The sequence below is a fragment of the Streptomyces uncialis genome (assembly GCF_036250755.1).
Taxonomy (GTDB): domain Bacteria; phylum Actinomycetota; class Actinomycetes; order Streptomycetales; family Streptomycetaceae; genus Streptomyces; species Streptomyces uncialis.
The window spans coordinates 5806261-5822946 of sequence record NZ_CP109583.1 but is presented as its reverse complement, the minus strand read 5'-3'; the positions used below and the strand labels follow the sequence as shown (position 1 = coordinate 5822946).

The following is a 16686-nucleotide window of genomic DNA, read 5'->3' as shown; positions in this document are numbered from 1 at the left end:
CTGGCGTTCGATGAGTCATCGCACCGGCTGCGGACCGGGATGCTTTTCGCTCTGGGTCATCTCGCTGTGGGGTCGTCGCCGAGCCGGAGTTCGTTCACCCATTCCTGGGCGGCCGCGAGGTTGGGAGCGGTGCCTACCGGCTCGTACGCGGACCCGCTCCGCTCCTCCAGGACGCGCGGCTCGTCGGGCCGGAGGTGACCGGCGCCGCCGTGCACCGGCCGGTGGCGACGGTAGATGTCCATCGGCGGGCGGCGCCGCTTGTCGTACGCGGCGAACGGGTTGTCGGCGTCCACACGCGGGACGGCGCGCGACGGCTGGTTCGACGGTCCGGGTCGGCTGTGCTTGCCCACGCCTCGATGCTCTCAGGCCGCGATCATGGTCGGCCTGGCGGAGAGTTCCTTCGCCCGGGTCCGTTGGGTCGGCGCGCCAGCACCCCGCGCTCGGCCACCGGTTCCTCTGCCATCCGGAAGCCCCCATCACGTACACGATCATGGACAACTCGACTGTAATGCAGGCGAGTTCGGCCCGTCCGGCACGTTCGCAGTTCCCTGTACTTGACAGCGAATCACTAGCTCACCTGTGCAGGCGCTTTCGGGAATTGACAGTTGATCATGTTCCGCAGACGGCCGTTTCCGAACATAGCGCCGGGCTGAGGTCGTCACCTCATGTGACACCAAACTGGCTGATCCATGCTTGATCTCCAGATTGCTGGCTATCGGCAGGGGTTGGCGGTGTCAGCAGACTCGCCCGGTGAGACGAGTCCTGTCTCGTAGGCGAGGACGACGGCTTGGGCCCGGTCGCGCAGGGTCAGCTTGGCGAAGATCCGGGCTACGTGGGTCTTCACTGTCGCCTCACTGAGGGTCAGTTCCCGCGCCAGTTCATAATTGGAAAGACCTCGGCCCATGAGCGTCAGTACCTCGCGCTCGCGCGGCGTCAGCGCGGCCAGGTCTCGGTGGACGGCCAGCTTTGCGAGATCCGAGCCGGTTCTGGAGGCGCTGGGGGCGAAGCGCTCCACCAGGCGGCGGGTGATCGAGGGTGCGAGTAGGGCGTCGCCGGTGTCGACCAGGCGTACGGCGGCGGCCAGATGCGCGGGGGTGACGTCCTTGAGTAGGAATCCGCTGGCTCCGGCGGCGAGGGCGGCGTAGACGTAGTGGTCGAGGTCGAAGGTGGTCAGCATGATCACTCGGCAGTCCGGGGCCTGCGCGAGTATGCGGCGGGCGGCTTCCAGGCCGTCCATGGCGGGCATCCGGATGTCCATCAGTACGACGTCGGGCCGCAGCCTCCGCACGGCGGCCACGGCCTCGGCTCCGTCGCCGGCTTCGCCCACCACGTCGATGCCGCGGGCGGTCAGGATGAGGCGGAAGCCGGTGCGGACCAGCTCCTGGTCGTCGGCGATCACGACGCGAGGGGCGGATTCGGTGCGCGTCGTCATGGCCGGTCCAGCGGGATCCGGGCGCGGACGCGGTAGCCGCCGCCGAGGCGGCGGCGGGCGTCAAGGTCGCCGCCGTAGACGGCGACCCGCTCCCGCAGGCCGAGCAGCCCGCGTCCCGTTCCGTCTGCCTGGCCCGGGACCGGCTCCCTCCGCACTGGCCGGTTGCCCGACAGGATGCTCGGCCCGCTGTTCAGCACCTCGACTCGCAGGTAGTGGTCCGCGTATCGCACCGTCACCTCGGCTTTCGCTCCGTCCCCGTGTTTGAGGGCATTGGTCAGGGCCTCCTGGATGATCCGGTAGGCGGTGACATCGATCCCGGTCGGCAGGGGGCGCGGCTCACCCGAGATGCGCATCTCCACGGGCAGGCCGGCAAAGGCGATCCGGTCGATCAGCGGGCTGAGCCGGCTCAAGCTCGGCTGCGGTGACAGGTCCATACCGTAGGGCTCGTCGTCGCCGTTCTGCGCGGGGGCGAGCAGGCCGAGCAGGTGCCGCAGCTCGGTCATCGTGTTCCGTCCGGCGGTCTCGACGGCGCTCATCGCCGCCGCGGCCTCGTCCGGCATCGTGGCCAGCACCTCGCGGGCGGCCCCGGCCTGGACCACCATGAGGCTCACGTTGTGGCTGACGATGTCGTGGAGCTCGGTGGCGATCCTGGCCCGCTCGGCGTCGACCGCGGTCCGCGCCGCGCTCTCGCGCTCCCGCTCCAGCAGCCAGCCACGCTCCTCGATGGCCGCCTGGTGCAGCCGCCGCGCCCGGACCACCGCCACGCACAGACACCCAGCGGCGCCAACTGCCGCCGCCAGGGCGATGACCAGCCACATCGTCCCGGATCCCCACACCGGACCATCTTCGCAGCTGCACGACACGCCCCGCATCAGCCCCCGGATGCAGCTCCGTACATCCCCGGGATGACGTGCCCGGACGGATACATCCGGGGAGTGACGCCCCGTCCGCGGACTCCGTCCTAGGTTCGAGCCATGACAACTGATCACGACAGTGCCCGGCAAGTGGTGGTACGGCTGGACGGCGTGCACAAGGAGTACGGCGACGCGAAGGCCCTGGACGGCCTGTCGCTGGAGATCAGGGCGGGCGACGCGGTTGCCGTGATGGGCCCCTCCGGCTGCGGCAAGTCCACCTTGCTCAACATGGTGGCCGGCCTGGACCGGCCGACCTCGGGCACAGTCGAGGTGCAGGGTCATGACCTCGGGAAACTGAACGAGACCGGCTTGGCGCTGTTCCGGCGGCGGAACGTCGGCATGATCTTCCAGTTCTTCAACCTCATCGACGATCTGCCTGTACTGGACAATGTGGCGCTGGCCGCGCAGCTGACCGGCACCTCGGCCCGGCAGGCGCGCCGCCGTGCCCTGGAGCTCCTGGACGAACTCGGTGTCGCCAAGCGCCGGAACAACTATCCGGCGACGCTGAGCGGCGGAGAGCGGCAACGGGTCGCCGTCGCACGGGCGTTGATGAACCGCCCGGCCCTGTTGCTTGCCGACGAGCCGACCGGCGCCCTCGACAGCCGGTCGGGCGAGCAGGTGATGGATCTGCTGATCGACCTCAACCAGATCGGCCAGACCCTGTTGATCGTCACCCACGACCCGCAGCTGGCCACCCGCTGCGCCAGCCGGCTGATCGAAGTGGCCGACGGCCGGGTCGCCCGCGAGAGCACGCTGGAGGCGACCGCGTGAGCGCCGTATGGAGAGCCTCGCGCGCGGCCGTGAAGCGCCGTCGGCTCCAGACCTTCGTCATCGGGCTCGTCGTGCTCTGCTCCACCACGACCGTCCTGCTCGCGCTGGCGCTGCTGAGCGCCGCCTCGGGCCCCTTCGACAAGGCCTACGCCGCACAGCGCGGTGCTCATACGGTGGCGGCCTTCGACACCACCAAGGTCTCGCAGGAGCAGTTGGCGCGGACTGCCCGGCAGCCCGGAGTGGAGGCTGCGGCCGGGCCGTTCGGGCAGGCCGTCGTCGACATCCCCAGGGACTGGCTCTGGATGGCGGGCGGCACCCTCACGGTGGTGGGCCGGGCCGATCCGGCGGGCCCCGTGGACCGGATCGAACTCCTTGAGGGCCACTGGGCCACCGCACCCGGCGAGATCGTCGTCAACTGGTCCGTCCAGGGCTCCCCAGGCCCCGAGCTGCTCGGCACCAAGCTGGAAACCCCCGGCGGAGCGACGCTGACCGTCGTTGGATTCGCCGCCAGCATGAGCAAGTCGGGGAGCGCCTGGGTCTCGCCCGAGCAGATGGCCGCACTGCACCCGACCTCCGCCCAGATGCTCTACCGCTTCACGGACTCCTCGACGGAGGCCCAGCTGAGCGCCTCGCTGGCACGGGCCACCACGGGACTGCCCAAGGAATCGCTGACCGGCGCTCAGACCTACCTCACCCTCAAGCAGGCCTTCTCCGCGCTGGCCGACTCCTACCTCCCGTTCATCACACTCTTCGGCATCCTCGGCCTGCTCGTCTCCACCCTGATCGTCGGCAACGTGGTCAGCGGGGCAGTCGTCTCCGGGTACCGGCACATCGGGGTGCTCAAGGCCCTGGGCTTCACCCCCAACCAGGTCGTCGCCGTCTACCTGACGATGCTTTCCGTACCGGCGGTGGTGGGCTGCGTGCTGGGCACTCTGGTAGGCAACGCGCTGGCCGGGCCGATCCTGAAGGTCGCGTTCAGCGGCATCGAGGTGGGCCGGGCCTCGGTCGGCGGCATCAGTCCGTGGGTGTCCGTGGCCTGCCTAGTGGGCATGCCCGCCCTCGTCCTGCTGGCCGCGCTGGTCCCTGCCCTGCGCGCCCACCGGCTGCCCGTCGCACAGGCGATCAGCGCGGGCGGCGCGCCGCAGGCCGGGCGCGGGCTGCGCGTCCAGCGGCTGCTCGGCGCCACCCGGCTGCCGCGGCCGGTCAGTCTGGGCCTCGGCCAGCCGTTCGCCCGCCCTGGCCGCACCCTGCTGACCATGGCGGCCATCGTCCTCGGGGTCACCACGGTGACCCTGTCGACCGGACTGACCAGCACCATGGTGGCGTACGCCAATGTCGGGCGGGAGGACGGAGGCGCCAGGATTCACGTGACGACCGGGGGGTCGGGCAAAGACCGGACTCCGCCCCGGCTCAGTGACCCGCAGATCGAGAAACGGCTGCGGTCCCTGCCGGGCGCGGAGGGGGTACGGGCCCGCGCGCTGTCCCAGGCGAACATGACCGGGCAGACCCAGCCCGTCTTCGCCGACTTCTACCGCGGCGACGATTCCTTGTACGAGCACACCATCGTCAAGGGCCGGGCGCCGGCCGCGGCGGGCGAGATCGTGGCGGGGCCGGCGTTCCTGAGCCAGCGCGGGCTGAAGCTCGGTGACCGGGTCACGCTGGAGCTGAACGGTAGGAAGATCACCGCGACCGTCGTGGGTCAGCTCATTGAGGGTGACGCCCGTGCCTTGGAGGCCACTTGGGAGAGTTTCGCCCAACTCGCACCGGACGCCCACGCCACCGAGTACACGGTACGGCTCGCCTCCGGCGCCGACGCGCGTGCCTACGCTGAGGCGGTCGCGGCGCTCGACCCGGGCCTGCACGCGTCGGTGATGGACTCCGGCAACGCCGGCACCGCCACCGTCATCACCTTCTCGACCGTGTTCACGGTGCTGCTGACGCTCGTCGCGTCGCTCGGTGTCTTCAACACCGTTCTCCTGAACACCCGTGAGCGGCGCCGGGACCTGGGCATGCTCAAGTCGATCGGGATGACACCCCGGCAGGTGGTGGTGATGACGGTGACCTCGGTCGCCGGGCTGGGCGCGGTCGGCGGACTGCTCGGCATCCCGCTCGGGATCGTGGCGCACCGCCTCGTCGTGGACCATGTCGGGGTGGTCGACTTCCCCGCATATATGAAGGACGTGTGGCACGCGCCGCAGCTGGCCGCGATGCTCCTGGCGGGTGTGGCGATCGCGGTCCTCGGTGCCCTGGTCCCGGCCCGGTCGGCGGCCCGGATGACCGTCGCCTCGGCGCTGCACACCGAGTAGACCACCCGTCAGCACCAGCCTCTGGAACCAGCCCAGGCCGGCTGACGACGTCAGCCGGCTGGCTCTACGGATACGCCCGTGTGCTGCTGACCGTCGCGGGCGACAGCACCGCCGAAGGCCAGCTGCTGGGCTGCACGGTCTCCTTCATGTCCGCGCGGAACCACGCCGCCCCGTCTTCGGCAACCCCGCCCACTGGGCCGCCGGCCTGCCGGACAAGTCCCGTAGTACCCGGCACAGTCCGGAGCGGATCACCGTTGCCACCGAGGAGGCATTCCACCTGCGCTTCCTCGTCCAGAGCGCCGTGCCCGAAGCGCAGATGCCCGGCCTGCCGCTGCCCAGGCCCTGACGCCGGCCGTGGCTCCAGGCGCCAGGACGGGGACGGTGACGGCCTCCGTCCGGGCGCTGGAAGCCCGGCTCCGATTAGCGAGGCGAGCACGGCCGCTCAGCTGCCGCCGGTGTGTTCCAGCAGTTGTGCTTCCAGTTGGGCGATGCGGCGGTCCTGGAACCTGTTGTTCGTCCGGGCCGCCTGCAGTCGCTCCTCCATCTGCCGCTGGTCCTGGGACAGTTGCTGAACCCGCTGTTTGAGCTGCGCGTTCTGCTCGACCAGGCGCGTCACCGACTCGTCCGACCAGCCGGCCTCCAGGTCGCGGATCTGACCGAGCAACTGGCCCATGCGGGAGCGCTGTCTTCTGATCTCCGCGTGTGCGGTCTTGAGCCCGTCTTCGGCGTTGAGCGCGCGTTCACGCCAGGCCGTCTCGGCCTCGCTGCCGTGATGCCGCTCTGGTCGGCCGGCTCCTTCGCCCCGCTCCCGTGCGGTCTCGATCAGGCTCCTGGCCTCGGGGTTTTCGTAGAGGAAGGTGCGGGAGACGCCCGCCTTGCGGGCGACGGCCTGGAAGGTGACTGCGGTGTGTCGGTGCCGCAACTCGGCGACGGTGGCTTCGATCCGCTGGAGCATGTCCTTGACGCGGCGTTCTCGGGCGGCCAGGGCGGCGGCCGTGCGCGGCGGGGAGGCCGGTGCGCTCATGCCGACCGCCTCTCCTCGGCGTCGCCCTCGTCATCGTGCTCGGCCGTGTCGTCAGCGGCGGCAGCGAGATCAGTGGCCTTGAAGCCGATGTTCCACAGGCGCTCGAAGTAGTCCTGGGGCCGTCGAAGGTCGAGCGCCAAGGCGTCCTCCAGTAACCCGAGTCCGGCCAGGGCCCGCTCCAGCCCGTCGATGGCCTTGGCGGTCGGTGCGAATAGCTCATGCAGGTAGTCGGCGGTGCGGTCGTCTGGAGCACGCTCGGCGACGGAACCCCAGTGCTCGCGTTTGCGGCGCCAGTAGAGAAGGTCGGCGCCGGACATGACGAACTTGTCGCAGTTCTCGCAGTCGAGGTTGAACGGGCAGGCCCCGCCGTCGACTACGGGCTGGAAGGTGCAGAAGCCGCCTTGGGCCGGCGTGCTGCGTCGGGAGAGGTCCACGGCAAGCGCCTCGGCCTGGCGGCGATCCAGCGGCGTGACCGGGCCGGAGAGGAGTTCTCCCGGATTGGGTGCCCCGGGGCCGGCGACCCAGATGTGCTGCAGCACGTCTTCGATCTCGGAGACCGCGACTTTCGCGTAGTGCTCGGCCATCCGGTCGGAGACCTGGCCCAGGTAGCGGCGGATGTGCGAAAGGGTGGCTCCGTGTCGCAGCAGGCGGGTGGCCAGGGTGTGTCTGGCCTGGTGGGCGACGTACTTTCCGAGTTCGAGGTCTTGGATCCACTGTCTGAACTTGCTGTTGAACCACGTGTAGGACAGGGGTGTTTGTCCCTCGGGGTTACAGACTGGCGACGGGAAGAGCGCCAGGGCGGCTCGCTCGTCCGCCCCCGGATAGCGGCCGGAGTGACGCTCGGCGAACCATGCGCGGGTCTTGCGCTGGCGGCGTTGGAGCATGACGTAGACCGGCTCGGGGATGCGGATGGCCTCGTCATAATTGCCGACCTTGGTCTGGTCGTGCCAGAGCATGGGCAACCCGTTGTATCGGCCGAGGCATTCCAGCTTGAGCTCGATAACCTCGCTGGCTCGCCGCCCTGTTGCGACGATGGTCTCCCACATATCCCGCAGCCCGCGGTCCTGCGGGTCGTATGCCTCGGCCAGCCGCCCCAGATTCGTCTCATCCACGACAGCCTGTGCCACCTCGTCGGGGAAGGGGTGGCGGCTTCGCTTGGGTGCGACTCCCCCGTAGGGCACGGCGGTGATGAAGCCCCGATCCAACCCAAGGAGATCCGCCTCTCCTGAGTCGAGGGCGAAGCGGAGCACTCGGCGGCAGTGGTTGAAGACTTCCCGGCGGGCCGAGGCAGACATGATGACCGGGCGATCATGAGCTCCGCGCCTGGCGAGGGAGGGCAGACCCTTTGATTCCCGGCGCCGGACGTCGGCGACGAACTGCTGCATCTGGTCCGGCTGCAGTTGGGCGGGGTCGTGGCCACCGCCGGTGGCCACGAGTTCCAGGAAGGTGCTCAGTTCGGCGCAGGCTCGCTGGGCATGGTCGAGAAAGAACCCGGTACGCGGGCATTGAGGGGAGCGCATCCGGTCCGCCAGGTACTCCCACGCGAGGTCACGGAGCCAGCGTTGCGTGATTCTGGTGAGATCGAAGCGGCTGGAGCGCGTGGGGAACCGGTGCCCGAAGTGCTCCGTCTCGATAAAGCCGGCCTCCTTGGTCTCCGCCGGAGTCACGTAGATCAGACGCAGGTGGGTTTCCATCTCGTGGACAACAGCGCGGTGGTCCGCACGCACCCCCGTGACGTCGGCCTCCAGGAGCGAGTTGACGGCCTGTTCTCGGCAGAGGTCCACCAGGTCTTGAATCCATGCGAGGTTCCACCACCGTCCGCGCACGTATCCGTGGGCATGCAGGCTCCATTGGAATTCGGCCCGGGCCAGAGGGCGAAGGCCGCGCAGGTTCACCTGCCCCGATTGCCGCAAGGCTCGGGCCGTCGCGCACCAGCGGAGGAAGACCGCGTGGTCGGCGTACTCGACGGGGACATCACGCCCGGCCTTTTCGTAGGAGATGAACGATCCGGCGGGCAGTCTCGCCTGACCCGGGCTGCCCCCGCGGCGATAGCGGTCGGCGTGGACGGTGCACAGCCCCAGGGCAGACTCCGCGAATTCATCGCAGACCGTGACCTTGCACTCTCCGTAACTTACGTAGGGAGACTGCGAGGCCAGCCACCGCTCGAAGGTGATGTCGTTGGCGCTGCGTACCCACTGATTGCGGTGCCTCTGGCAGAGCGCCAACTCCCGGTTGAATGCGGGGCGCGTCCGGCAGATCCGGCACACCACGGACGCAATCGTCGCGGGGCGCGGCTGCAAGGGCTCTGCGGTGCGCACGAAGTCGCCTCTGTCCGCCCCTTCCTCACGAGCTACCCGCCACTCCTTGCCGTGCTCTGGGCATAGATCCGCTCTTGAGTGCCGGGGGCGTTCGCAGGCGAGCACCGAGCAGAACCACGGGTAGACCGGGTGATCAGCCGGGATCCTGATGATCTCCTTGCTGAAGGCCGGATCGCAGTCCGGACCGTTGATCAGAGCGGTCAACAGCTCCAGCCGGTCTCGAACCTCGCGCCGGCGCGGATCTGGCTGCCGAGATGCCAGTTCAAGATGCGTCACGCCTCCTCACCCCAGACCTTCTGCAGGGCCCGGGCGAAGTCGGGGTCGTGGACGTCGGCGTGTGCGTAGATCTCATCGACCGTGCTCGCCGATGCCCAGCCGCCCGCCTCGCGGGTGACCACCAGGTCACCGCCGGAGGCATCGAGAACGGCTGTGGCGAACGAGTGCCGAAATCCGTGGGGCTTGACTCGGCCGAGCTCGGCCCGGTCCCCAGCCCGACGCAGCATGCCGCGTGCGGCGTCCGTGCTCCACGGCTGGCCTTGGCGTGGGCCATGCTGCTGGACCAGCAGCATGCCGTGCCCGGCGTCGCGGGGATACTCGCAGGTCATGTACTCGAAGTAGGTGTGGATCATCGCAGGGCTGACCCGTCGGATCAGCCCATCGCGCACCACGCCCTCGTCGATGGACCACTCTGCCTTCGTCTTCGCGGCGGCCCGATTCGGGTTCGCGGGCCGGTGCACGACGTGCACGTGCGGAGAGCGGCACTGGCCGCAGGCCGCCTTCTCCCGAAGATGCAGGTCCGCTTGATGCAGGCCGCACAGTTCACCGATGCGGAAACCGCCGTCCGCCAGCCACGTCACGACCATCCGGTCTCGCGCGGAGTTCACCGCCTCCATGAGGATCTGCTTCGCGCCCTCGGGGGCCATCTTCGGGTGGCGACGACGTACCTGCTTCGGAGTCAGCGGGTTCTTCGGCAGCTGCTTCTGCGTATGTCCGAGCAGCGCCCGATTGCGGTCCTGGCGCGTCGGCAGCCGGCTTCGATCCAGCCGCTTGCCCAACTCCTCGTTGATGCCCAGCCCAGAGACGTGCAGGTAGAAGCCCTTCAGGCAGGACGCGGCCAGCTTCAAGGCCGAGTGTCCGTACGGCCGCTTCCCCGTCCGCCACGGCTGTCCGTACGGACCCGGGACCTTCGCCCCAACTGCACCCATGTACCGGTACAGGTCATCGAGCGTCACCGAGGCGAGCGTCAGGCCCTCGTGCACCAGCCATCGCAGGTGGTCCACCAACTGGAAGGCGTACGTGCGGTCCGTCCCGGGCTGACGAGTCCGAAGGAAGCCGTCCGCTTCCCGGTGGGTCGCGCCCTCCGGCCACAGGATCGTGTACGCGAACGTGCCGTCCGCGAGCTCCAGCTCCTGTACCCGTAGATCATCAATGACCAACTTCCCATCCACACAAGCCTCCTGGCGCACATTGACCACGTCGCGTACATAGGCGGTCAACGAGTACGCCAGGACTTAGGGCACGGTCACGGCGAACGTCACGAACACTCGGATAGCCGGTCGGTAACCTCAAGTTCGAGCGTCCGGATACCCGCGAGCCATTCCGCGGCGGGTTCGACGGCCAGGGTCATTTCCCTTTCCCTCCAGTGCTGTTGCGGCTCGGGCCGGTCGGGTATGCGTCCTCCCGCCCCTTGTCGTCACGACAGGGCCGGGCGATCCGTCACCCGCACGTCTGCGGTACGGGCTGCCCGGAGCGGCACGCGTGGCGGAAGGCCGGTCCGGCGAGGTGCCGGGGACTTCGTTCACCGCTTGCCGTTCGAGCAGGGGCCCCGGTCGTCCATGCGGGCGGGCGGGACGACCGGGGCCGGGAGCGGTGCGTATCCGCTCCCCTTCCCTCGGACCTGTGGGGCCGACCGCACGGGTCCGAGGGGGTTCCGCTCCGTGCTTTCCTCCGCGACGCCGGGGGGACGCCGCAACACGGAGCGGTGGTTCAGGGGTGGTCCGTCCGACTGCCGGACCTCAGTGGAGCCGGGCGGACCGGTGACCGCCGGGTTCCCCTCGGCTCCGCGCGTTCACCTCGCTCAGGGCGGGCCGGAGTTGGTCCGCCACCGTGGCCGGCCGAACGTCCGCACGTTCGGCACTCCACTCGACGCCACCCCGGGGCGGACGAAGGAAACAGCGCCCGTCCACAGCGTCCGCGCCGGTGTCCATGACCACCCCGAGGGCCTGCCTACACGTGTCGAACACCAGCTGACCCAAGTGGATTTTGGGGCGATTCGCCGTCTGCGGTTACATTCCCGTCGGACATCGACCACTCCTCTCCGTAGCGCCTTCGCTACCGGGGGAGATCAGATTGGCCCTACGATGGGGCACTCTTCAACGTCCTAAACGCGGAGGGAACGTTGGTAAACCGGAAGGAACTGAACCCCGAGAGCAGTAAAGAAGCAGCGTTCGGAGCACGTTTGCGCAGCGCACGAGAGGAACGCGGCTGGACCCAGGACGAGCTTGCGGATCGGATGGGGTACACCGGCCGACACATTTCCGGGGTAGAAACTGCCAGCAAGCCCTCAACTCGCCGCTTCGCAGTGAGTGCTGACGTTGCCTTCGGAACCGTTGGGTCAGCAGAAACGTTCGAACGTGCGTGGCGTGAGATCCGGCACGGAGCGCTGTTGGAAGGCTTCCCGGAGTACGTGGGGTACGAGGCTCGGGCAGTAGAGATCCGGCTCTACAACATTGGGATCGTTCCCGGGCTGTTGCAGACGCCGGCGTACGCGAGGGTGTTGGCTGACAGCGCAGTACGACGGGGTGCCATCACACCCGAACAAGCCCATGAGCGAGTCTCGTTCCTGGCGGAGCGGCAGGCTGCGTTAGTACGGGCCAAGCCGCCCATGATTTTTGTGGCCATAGACGAGAGCGTGATCCGACGGAACGTTGGTGGCCCCGACGTCATGGACGCCCAGTTGGCGCATCTGATCGCGTTCTCAGAGCAAGCGAACACGCTGCTACAGGTGGCGCCGTACGAAATGGGCGAGCGGCGAACATTCGATCTGCCTGTCAACCTGTTGACTCTTCCCGACCGGTCCGTGATCTGCTACGCCGAGTCACAGACCCAAGGACACTTGGACCGTGAGGCAGCTTCCGTACTGCCCATGTTGACGGCCTACCATCAACTACAGGCCGAATCGCTCTGCCAAGCAATAACCGTGGCCATGATCAATGAGGCACGAAAGGGCACCCTGTGACTACCGACTCCCTCTCCCCCCTTTGGGTCAAATCCTCCTACAGCAACAATGGCGGCGACTGCATCGAGTGGGCCCCCGCCCGCGCGGCCACCACCGGCATAGTCCCCGTCCGGGACAGCAAGCACACGAACGGACCCGTCCTGACGGTGTCCACCGAAGCGTTCGCCGGACTGGTCAGCCTCGCCCGGTCCGCTGACCTGTAGAACCGCAAGCGCCCCAGCTACGAAAGGGCACCTTGTGAATATCGAGCCTCACAACTGGATCAAGTCTTCGTACAGCAACAACGGTGGCAACTGCGTCGAGTGGGCCCCCGCCCGCGCGACCACCACCGGCGTGGTCCCCGTCCGGGACAGCAAGCGCGCGGACGGCCCCGTCCTGACGGTCTCCGTCCGCGCGTTCGCCGGACTGGTCGCACTCGCCCGGTCCACCGAACTGTAGAACCGCGCAGCCCGAGCCCCGCCGACCCCATTCCTCCGGATCGGCGGGGCTCGGGCAAGTCAGCCGACGAGCGTCACGGCAACTAGGGCGCCGCCTCCACCGGGGGCGGAGCGGGGACCACGGCCGGGGTCCACATGCCGTTGTCGTCCAGCGCGATCTCGTCCAGTTCGACACTGCGGACCAGGACTCCGGGCAGGTCCGCGAAGAGGCCCAGCGCCTCCGCGATCGCGTCAGTCAGAGTTCCGGCCTTGAAGGTGCACCAGAACTCGGCCGTGTCCGGTCCTCTGACCAGGTTGGTCCGTCCATCGCTGAAGCTGTCCAAGCCGAACAGAGTGTCCAACTGCTCTGGAGTCAAGAGGTCCTGAAGATGCAGGGTAAAACGCCAGTCACGCACTCCTCGTACCTCCGCGTGAATCGATCGATGCTCCGAGCCTCCTCCCCCTGGCTCTGCGGGGTGCCGACGGTGCTGCCTCCACCGAGGGCGGGGCGGGGACCACGGCAGTCGTCGCCAAGCCGTTGTGACGGAGATCGAAATGGTCCATCTGCACGCTTCGGATCAGGACACCGGGGAAGTCCGCGAAGAAGCCCAGCGCTTCCGCCACTGCCTCTGTGAGTGTCGTGGCCTTGAAGGAGCACATGAACCGGCTGTACCCCGGCCGTTCCGCCAGGCCGATCCGCCCGTCGTTGAAGCGGTCGAGGTGATCCAGGGTGTTGGACTGTTCCTCGGTGAGGGGGGCGTCCAGTACGAGGTCGAAGTACCAGTACCGCATTGTTCCGGTGCCTCTCGGTGAAATCGGTCAGGCAGCGAGCTTCAGAGACGACGCTTGGTCTCATGACGGAGGCTGCGCCGCCTGCACCGGAGGCGGCGCGGGGATCACGGCCGGGGTCCACATGCCGTTGTCGTCCAGCGCGATCTCGTCCAGTTCGACACTGCGGACCAGGACTCCGGGGAAGTCCGCGAAGAGTCCCAGCGCCTCCGCGATCGCCTCGGTCAGGGTCTCGGCCCCGAAGAGGCAACTGAACCTCGTGTGCCCCGGACTCTCCACACGGCTGATGCGTCCGTCGCAGAAGCGGTCGAACCCGTCGAGCTCGTCCGCCTGTTCCGGTGTCAGCTTCTCCTGGAGATGCAGGGTGAAGTACCAATCACGCGTGTCCACGGTGCCTCCTGATGAAGGAGTCAATCTTGTTCGCCTCTGATCCCGCGTTCTGAGGGGTGCAGAACACCACCTGTGCTTCGTTGCAGGGATAGCAGATCACCCATCCCCACCGATGCCGGTTCTTGTCGTGCGTCACCTTCAAGCCCGCCCCCTCCGCGCGTTTGAGTGCCGCCTCAACATCCTTCTTCTGATGCCGGTCGCCGATTCCCATGCCACCACGTCCTACGCACGGACTGCGGAACAGGCCGCCGGACGGGAAGCGATCCGCCCGATCGAGCTACAGCTGTCAGACAACGGAGATCACGGGCGCACGGCGCTTCGCCCTTGCCCCGGATCGCTTCCGGTCAGATCGGCAGGTTCCAGCCGGGGCCGTCCTCGGTGCCGAGCCATACGCGCTGGCCTGCGGCCGAGACCGTGATGCCGAATGCCTCCTGGTGGGGTCCGCCGACGGCCTGCCAGCGCTGTACCGCCCGCTCGACCTGGTCCCACAGACGGATGGGACCACGCTGCACGACGGTCCACCCGCCATCGCGGTCGGGTGCTGTCCGGGCCTGCGAGCCGGTGGACACGTCCCAGAGGATCTGTTCCGCTCCCGCACCCATGCGTTCGGCCGACGGCGCCGCGAGCTGAGCCACCCAACCGCCGGTCCAGTCGTCGAGCTGGGCGGGGTCGATCCGGCTCGGACGCTCGTCGCCGGGCAGCAGGGCCAGCGCCGGGCGGGGCGGCCGGTCGTGCGGACGGGCGATCATGAAGCTGGTGTATCCGGGCAGGAACCGGCCCGTGGCCTCTCCGGGACCGGTCACGTCGAGCAACGCGAGGGCGTTGGCGTAGCTCCACCCGGAGAGGGTGACCAGGATCTTGCCTCCCGGCCGTACTTGGTGCAGCCACGGGAGCGGGATGTACCGGACCGAGCACGTGGCGACGATCCGGTCGTACCGACCGCCGTCCGGGTCGCCGCGCAGCCCGTCACCGATGATCAGCCGAGGCGCGAACCCGGCCGCCTTGAGCGCCGTGGCCGCGGCCCCGCCGACCACCGGGTCGTACTCGATGCTGGTGAGACCGGCGTCCCCTAGGCGGTACGCGCCGAGCGCGGTCGAGTAGCCCGTTCCGGTGCCGATCTCCAGCACCCGGTGCCCGTCCTCGGCGTCGAGCTGATGCCACATGCGCAGCACCAGTGACGGCAGGGTGGACGACGACGAAGGGGAGCCGGGTACGGCGCCCTCGGTCACGTCGTCGGGCCGGATACGGCCGTCGAGTTGAGTGATCAGCGTCGCGTCGGAGTAGACCCCCTCCAGCCATCCGGGCTCGCCCTCCCGGACCGGGCGGTAGCTGGTCGGGACGCTGCCCGCCACCGGCATGAAGTAGGTCCCCGTGAACAGCTCGCGGGGAACCGCTCCGGCGGCGCCGCGCCACCCGGGGTCCGAGAGGCTGCCGTCCTCGATGAGTCTGTCCACGAGGGCGCTGCGAAGCTGAGCCGATGTGCTCATGTACCGGGGCCTTTCTCCAGCTGGTCGGCGATGGCGTGGGCGATCGCCGCGGTGGTCTCCGCCGGTTGCCACGCCCATTGGCCGTTCGCGTTGCACTCAAGGAAGTACCAGTCACCGGCGGTGGTTACGGCGAAGTCGAACGCACCGTAGGTCAAACGGAGTTCGGTGAGGTAGGCGGCGACGGCACGGACGGCCGACTCGGGTACGTCGACCGGCGTGCATCTCATCAGGTCCTGGCGGTGGCGCCAGTCGAGATCGGGGCTGTCGATCCGGACTCCGAACAGCCGGTCGCCCACGGCGGTGACCCTCACATCGAACGCCTTGTCCACCTTGGCTTGGAACAGATGCGGGCAGACAGACACGGCGTCGGTGATCTCGGCTCCGCGCACTTCTTGTACCCACACGCTGCGCGGCCGGCCGTCCACCCGGTAGGGCGTGTTCCACAGTGGTTTGTAGACCACGCCGCCAGGCTGGCCGACGGCGAACTTCCGCGCTTCATCAGGATCGTTGGTGACAACTGTGTCGGGCACCAGGAATCCGCAACGTCGTGCGGTCGAAAGCTGCGCGGGCTTGAACTCGGCGGCCCGGTTGTTCCACGGGTGATTGACGTAGTGCGCACCTGGCAGAGACGCGAGGATGCCTCCCGCGCCCCACAGTGCCTGGTCTGCGGCGAACCGGCGGTCCTGGCGGTTCAGCCCCGGCGGACCCTGGTAGGGCGAGGGCCTCCGCACCCAGACGGACCTAACCCGTGCGATGTCGACTTCCCGGCTGGCCGTGCGCAGGGTGCCCCGCTGGTCGCCGGTGCGGTACGTGGCGGTCAGCGAAGCACCCGTGTGCAGGTCGGCGCCGGGGTCGAGACGGACAACCGGAACGTGGCGATCGGCGAGGAGCCGCAACACCACGTCCGCTGTCACGTCGTAGGTGTTGGTCAGCACCAGTACCGACCTGCCGTCATCCATCGTCGGAACTCTGGTCCTGATCGTAGGACTCGGTGCTGTCCGCGTCGGTCGCGCCACCTGGGCCGGACCCGTCACCGGGGGTGGTCGCGGTGGGCGTCAGGCCATTCGTGCTGGTGCCGTGGCCGCCGAGCTCAACCGTGCGGCCGTGCTCATCCACGATCACCGCGATCTGCGTTTCGGGGTCGATCACGGGCGTGTACTCCGGGACCGTGGTGGTGGCCGCGTACGGCCCCATTCGTTGCGTATCCCACGGTGCGGGCGTCTGCGTCATCTGTCGCGCCTCCGTTTCATGGTGATGCTTACGGGAACCCCCGCCGAGCCACGCCGAGCTCCTGTCACCCGTTCCCGTGGCTCCCGCGCAAGGCGGACTCCAGTGCCGCCGCCGGGGTCAGGGCGGCGGGTACCCGGAAGGTGTGGTCGCGGCACGCGTAGATGTCCAGGCCCGGGCCGCTCGCGCTGTGCACCGCCTCGACCAGGACGGGATCTTCGGTCAGGACTCCGCATCGACAGCAGTACTGAGGGTTCATGAGGAAAGCGTCGGCGCAGGTCCACCACACCTCAAGAGCCTTGCGGAAGCGCGCGGAGTTGCCTCGCGGTCGCGCGCGCCCCGGCGCACACGCCCCTGGCCGGGAGGCGGGGACG

General features: G+C 68.6%; 18 protein-coding genes and 1 pseudogene. 5 read left to right on the top strand and 14 right to left on the bottom strand.

Features of this window, described 5'->3' with window-relative positions:
- Positions 1–56 precede the first annotated feature (56 nt).
- The 3 genes from OG711_RS24345 to OG711_RS24335 all read right to left on the bottom strand — a co-directional run bounded on the left by OG711_RS24345 (position 57) and on the right by OG711_RS24335 (position 2250).
- Positions 57–350 (bottom strand): DUF6087 family protein, encoded by a 294-nt coding sequence (locus tag OG711_RS24345; protein ID WP_073792774.1) that lies wholly within the window; start codon positions 348–350, stop codon positions 57–59.
- 362 nt (positions 351–712) lie between these two features.
- Complete coding sequence (locus OG711_RS24340) at positions 713–1432, bottom strand: response regulator (protein ID WP_073792775.1); 720 nt, start codon at positions 1430–1432, stop codon at positions 713–715.
- On the bottom strand, positions 1429–2250 hold the full coding sequence (locus tag OG711_RS24335) for a sensor histidine kinase (protein WP_073792776.1): 822 nt from the start codon (positions 2248–2250) through the stop codon (positions 1429–1431). The genes OG711_RS24340 and OG711_RS24335 overlap by 4 nt, the downstream gene beginning before the upstream one ends.
- A 156-nt stretch (positions 2251–2406) precedes the next feature.
- On the opposite strand from OG711_RS24335, the gene OG711_RS24330 reads away from it, so the two are divergent.
- Together OG711_RS24330 and OG711_RS24325 are read left to right on the top strand one after the other, a co-directional pair.
- Positions 2407–3117 carry an ABC transporter ATP-binding protein gene (locus OG711_RS24330; RefSeq protein ID WP_073792777.1) on the top strand — a complete coding sequence of 237 codons (711 nt, stop codon included), beginning with the start codon at positions 2407–2409 and terminating at the stop codon, positions 3115–3117.
- Complete coding sequence (locus OG711_RS24325) at positions 3114–5423, top strand: FtsX-like permease family protein (protein WP_073792778.1); 2310 nt, start codon at positions 3114–3116, stop codon at positions 5421–5423. Before OG711_RS24330 ends, OG711_RS24325 begins: the two co-directional genes overlap by 4 nt.
- A gap of 442 nt (positions 5424–5865) precedes the next feature.
- On the opposite strand, the gene OG711_RS24315 is transcribed toward OG711_RS24325, so the two are convergent.
- Genes OG711_RS24315 through OG711_RS24305 form a run of 3 tightly spaced genes read right to left on the bottom strand, consistent with a single transcriptional unit; the run spans position 5866 to position 10261 of the window.
- Positions 5866–6447 carry a DUF6262 family protein gene (locus OG711_RS24315; protein WP_073792779.1) on the bottom strand — a complete coding sequence of 194 codons (582 nt, stop codon included), beginning with the start codon at positions 6445–6447 and terminating at the stop codon, positions 5866–5868.
- A complete protein-coding gene (locus OG711_RS24310; RefSeq protein WP_245876935.1) occupies positions 6444–9041 on the bottom strand; it encodes a tyrosine-type recombinase/integrase in 2598 nt (865 codons plus the stop codon). Before OG711_RS24310 ends, OG711_RS24315 begins: the two co-directional genes overlap by 4 nt.
- Complete coding sequence (locus OG711_RS24305; RefSeq protein WP_245876936.1) at positions 9038–10261, bottom strand: tyrosine-type recombinase/integrase; 1224 nt, start codon at positions 10259–10261, stop codon at positions 9038–9040. The genes OG711_RS24310 and OG711_RS24305 overlap by 4 nt, the downstream gene beginning before the upstream one ends.
- A gap of 902 nt (positions 10262–11163) precedes the next feature.
- On the opposite strand from OG711_RS24305, the gene OG711_RS24300 reads away from it, so the two are divergent.
- From OG711_RS24300 to OG711_RS24290, 3 genes are read left to right on the top strand one after another with little or no spacing between them, the layout of a single operon-like run.
- Positions 11164–12003: a helix-turn-helix domain-containing protein gene (locus OG711_RS24300; protein ID WP_329560412.1), complete on the top strand. Its 840-nt coding sequence runs from the start codon at positions 11164–11166 to the stop codon at positions 12001–12003.
- Positions 12000–12206 (top strand): DUF397 domain-containing protein, encoded by a 207-nt coding sequence (locus tag OG711_RS24295; RefSeq protein ID WP_329560410.1) that lies wholly within the window; start codon positions 12000–12002, stop codon positions 12204–12206. Before OG711_RS24300 ends, OG711_RS24295 begins: the two co-directional genes overlap by 4 nt.
- A 34-nt stretch (positions 12207–12240) precedes the next feature.
- The gene (locus OG711_RS24290; protein WP_329560408.1) at positions 12241–12441 is read left to right on the top strand and encodes a DUF397 domain-containing protein; all 201 of its coding nucleotides are present in this window, start codon (positions 12241–12243) and stop codon (positions 12439–12441) included.
- An 82-nt stretch (positions 12442–12523) separates the two neighbouring features.
- Here OG711_RS24290 and OG711_RS24285 read toward each other — a convergent pair whose 3' ends face one another.
- From OG711_RS24285 to OG711_RS24250, 8 genes and pseudogenes are all read right to left on the bottom strand, one after another.
- Complete coding sequence (locus tag OG711_RS24285) at positions 12524–12835, bottom strand: hypothetical protein (protein ID WP_329560406.1); 312 nt, start codon at positions 12833–12835, stop codon at positions 12524–12526.
- Positions 12836–12896: 61 nt separating this feature from the next.
- Positions 12897–13211 (bottom strand): annotated as a pseudogene (locus OG711_RS24280) (hypothetical protein); the annotation flags it as partial.
- Positions 13212–13271: 60 nt separating this feature from the next.
- Complete coding sequence (locus tag OG711_RS24275; RefSeq protein ID WP_329560404.1) at positions 13272–13598, bottom strand: hypothetical protein; 327 nt, start codon at positions 13596–13598, stop codon at positions 13272–13274.
- Positions 13585–13809 (bottom strand): hypothetical protein, encoded by a 225-nt coding sequence (locus OG711_RS24270; RefSeq protein WP_329560402.1) that lies wholly within the window; start codon positions 13807–13809, stop codon positions 13585–13587. Before OG711_RS24270 ends, OG711_RS24275 begins: the two co-directional genes overlap by 14 nt.
- Positions 13810–13942: 133 nt before the next feature.
- Entirely contained in the window at positions 13943–15085 is a 1143-nt protein-coding gene (gene tgmC, locus OG711_RS24265) for an ATP-grasp peptide maturase system methyltransferase (protein ID WP_329560400.1), read from the bottom strand.
- Positions 15082–16044 (bottom strand): ATP-grasp ribosomal peptide maturase, encoded by a 963-nt coding sequence (gene tgmB / locus OG711_RS24260; RefSeq protein WP_329560398.1) that lies wholly within the window; start codon positions 16042–16044, stop codon positions 15082–15084. Before tgmB ends, tgmC begins: the two co-directional genes overlap by 4 nt.
- Positions 16037–16315: a putative ATP-grasp-modified RiPP gene (gene tgmA / locus OG711_RS24255; RefSeq protein WP_329560396.1), complete on the bottom strand. Its 279-nt coding sequence runs from the start codon at positions 16313–16315 to the stop codon at positions 16037–16039. The genes tgmB and tgmA overlap by 8 nt, the downstream gene beginning before the upstream one ends.
- Positions 16316–16379: 64 nt before the next feature.
- On the bottom strand, positions 16380–16571 hold the full coding sequence (locus tag OG711_RS24250) for a hypothetical protein (protein WP_143201288.1): 192 nt from the start codon (positions 16569–16571) through the stop codon (positions 16380–16382).
- Between the last annotated feature and the right edge of the window lie 115 nt (positions 16572–16686).